This window comes from Mycobacterium sp., from assembly GCF_044370595.1.
Classification (GTDB): domain Bacteria; phylum Actinomycetota; class Actinomycetes; order Mycobacteriales; family Mycobacteriaceae; genus Mycobacterium.
The window spans coordinates 1-2,842 of record NZ_JBILVF010000268.1; the positions used below are offsets into that span (position 1 = coordinate 1).

Consider the following 2,842-nt stretch of genomic DNA (forward strand, 5'->3'; position numbering starts at 1 on the left):
TGACGGCAGCCGCGGCGGTAACGCCGGGGACGGCGGCGCCGGTGGGGCCGGCGGTAACGCCGGTGTCGGGCGCACCGCGCAGACCGGCGGTGACGGCGGTGACGGCGGCGCGGCCGGGACCGCCGGCAACGGCGCCGACGGCGCTGATGGTGAGCAACCCGGCCCCTACCAAGTGTCGCTGACTCCGTACACCCAGCCGGTGGCGGTGAGCAACGCGGTGAATTTGGGTGACGACACGGTCAGTGCGGCGCTGCCGATCGGGTTCAGTTTTGATTTCTTCGGCAACACCTACACCGAGTTTTACATCAGCTCGAACGGGTTCATAACTTTCAGTTCGGGGGGTGGTGCGGGATGCTGCAGCGGAGGGGAACTTCCCACCGCGGGGTTGCCCAACAATCTGATCGCGGCAGGGTGGTCAGACCTGAATCCGACGACTAACCCCCTAGCGTCGATTCCTATTGGTTACCAGACGATTGGAACTCCGGGCGAACGGGTGTTGGCGGTCACCTTTGACCAGGTGCGGGCAGCCGGCTACTCTGGGGCGCCGTTCCAGGGCGTCACCTCCGGAATCCTGCTCTTTGAGGGCAGCAACGAGATCGTGATCCTGATCGACACGCTCAGCTTCGGTGGGACGACGCGGTTGGTGACTGTCGGGATCGAAAACAGTGACGGCACGGAAGGGGTGGCCGCCCCGGGTTTGAACCGTGCTCTGTCTCCGGTTGTGTCGGCAACCGGCTATCGGTTTACGCCACTTCCACTGGTGATCGACGGCACTGATGGTCAGGACGGTGGGGCCGGTGGCGCTGGTGGTGACGGCGGTGCGGCCGGTGCCGCTGGGGCCGGGTCCGGGGGCGGGGCGGCCGGTGACCCGGGCACGCTGGGTACGGCGTCCTCGGGCGGGTTCGGTGGTGACGGCGGTGACGGCGGTGACGGGGTCGACAATGCGTCTCTGACCGACGGCAGCCGCGGCGGTAACGCCGGCAACGGTGGGGCCGGCGGCAAGGGCGGCGATGCGGGCACGGTCGGGACGAACCTCGCCAGCCTGTCCGGCGGGGACGGCGGTGACGGCGGGGACGCCGGGACGGCCGGTAACGGTGCTGACGGTGCGGACGGCATGAATGGTGTCGGTGACGGTGCGCTTGCTGACCGGGACGGCACCGATGGTCAGGACGGCGGGGCCGGCGGTAACGGCGGTAACGCCGGGGCCGGCGGGGACGGCGGGACCGGGGCCACCCCGGGGACCGACGGCACCGACGGTGTGGCCACTGACGGTGGTTCCGGTGGTGACGGCGGGGCCGGTGGGGCCGGCTATGACGCCGCCGCCGATAACGACGGCGGTGCGGGCGGTAACGGCGGTGATGGTGGTGCTGGTGGTGACGGCGGCGCGGCCGGGGCCGGGCTCAGTGCGGCCAACCCGACCATCGGCGGGGCCGGCGGTGACGGCGGGGCCGCCGGTGCCGCCGGGGACGGCGCCGACGGTGGCGCCGGGGCTATCCCGGCGGGGGTGGACTGGACCGCCCAAACCGCCGCGGCCGCCAATGACTGGCGCGGGGTGACCTGGGGTGGCCCCGCCGGCAGCGAGGTGTTCGTTGCCGTCGCCAACAGTGGTACCGGGGATCGGGTGATGACCTCCACCGACGGGGTTACCTGGACCGCCCAGACCTCCGCGGCCGACAACCTGTGGAATTCAGTGGTCTGGGGTGGGCCGGCCGGGGAGGAGCTGTTCGTTGCCGTCTCCGGTGACGGTGGCGGGGATCGGGTGATGACCTCCACCGACGGGATCAGCTGGACCGCCCGGACCTCCGGGGCCCGCAACAGCTGGCGGTCGGTGGTCTGGGGTGGGCCGGCCGGGCAGGAGAAGTTCGTCGCCGTCTCGCAGGGGGGTGTGGGGAATCGGGTGATGACCTCCCCTGACGGGATCACCTGGACCTCCCAGACCTCCGCGGCGGACAACGACTGGTGGTCGGTGGCCTGGGGTGGGCCGGCCGGGGACGAGAAGTTCGTCGCCGTGGCCAGGACCGGCTCCGATCGGGTGATGACCTCCACCGACGGGGTCACCTGGGCCTCTCAGTCCGCCGCGGCCGACAACGAGTGGCTTTCGGTGACCTGGGGTGGGCCGGTCGGGGCGGAGAAGTTCGTCGCTGTCTCCCTCGATGGGTCGGGGAATCGGGTGATGACCTCGACCGACGGGGTCGACTGGACCGCTCGAGCTTCGGCGGCGGACAACGTCTGGTTCTCGGTGGTCTGGGGTGGGCCGGCGGGGCAGGAGCGGTTCGTGGCTGTCGCGGGCAGCGGTGCCGGGGATCGGGTGATGACGTCCCCGGATGGGGTGACCTGGACCGCGGAGGACTCCGCGGCGGACAACACCTGGACGTCGGTGGCCTGGGGTGGGCCGGCCGGGAGCGAGGTGTTCGCCACGGTCGCTTTCGACGGGACGGATCGGGTGATGACCAGCGGCTACTCCGTCGGGGTGCCCTCTGATGGTGGTGCTGGTGGTGACGCCGGTACCGGTGGCGCCGGCGGTAAGGGCGGGTCGGCGTTGGGTGTCTTTGGCAGTGGCGGTGCTGGTGGTGAGGGTGGTGCCGGTGCTAACGGCGGTTCCGGTGGGGACGGGTCGGTGGCGGTCGGTGTGGGTGCGGACGGCTTTGACGGCGGCAAGGGTGGTGACGCCGGGGCTGGTGGTGCCGGTGGTGACGGCGGTGACGGCGGCGCGTCGGGCACCAACGGTGATGGTGGTGACGGCGGGGACGCCGGGACGGCCGGGGCTGGTGGTGCCGGTACGGCGGGCCTGGATGGGGATTCCAACACCCCGGATGGCGGTGACGGCGGGTCCGGTGGTGAT

Annotated in this window: 1 protein-coding gene; it reads left to right on the plus strand. The window is 71.4% G+C overall.

All coding sequences use genetic code 11. The features are described from left to right. Positions 1-2,842: NIDO-like domain-containing protein (locus ADBZ5N_RS18710; protein ID WP_526260073.1), on the plus strand; the 2,842-nt coding region annotated here is incomplete at both ends.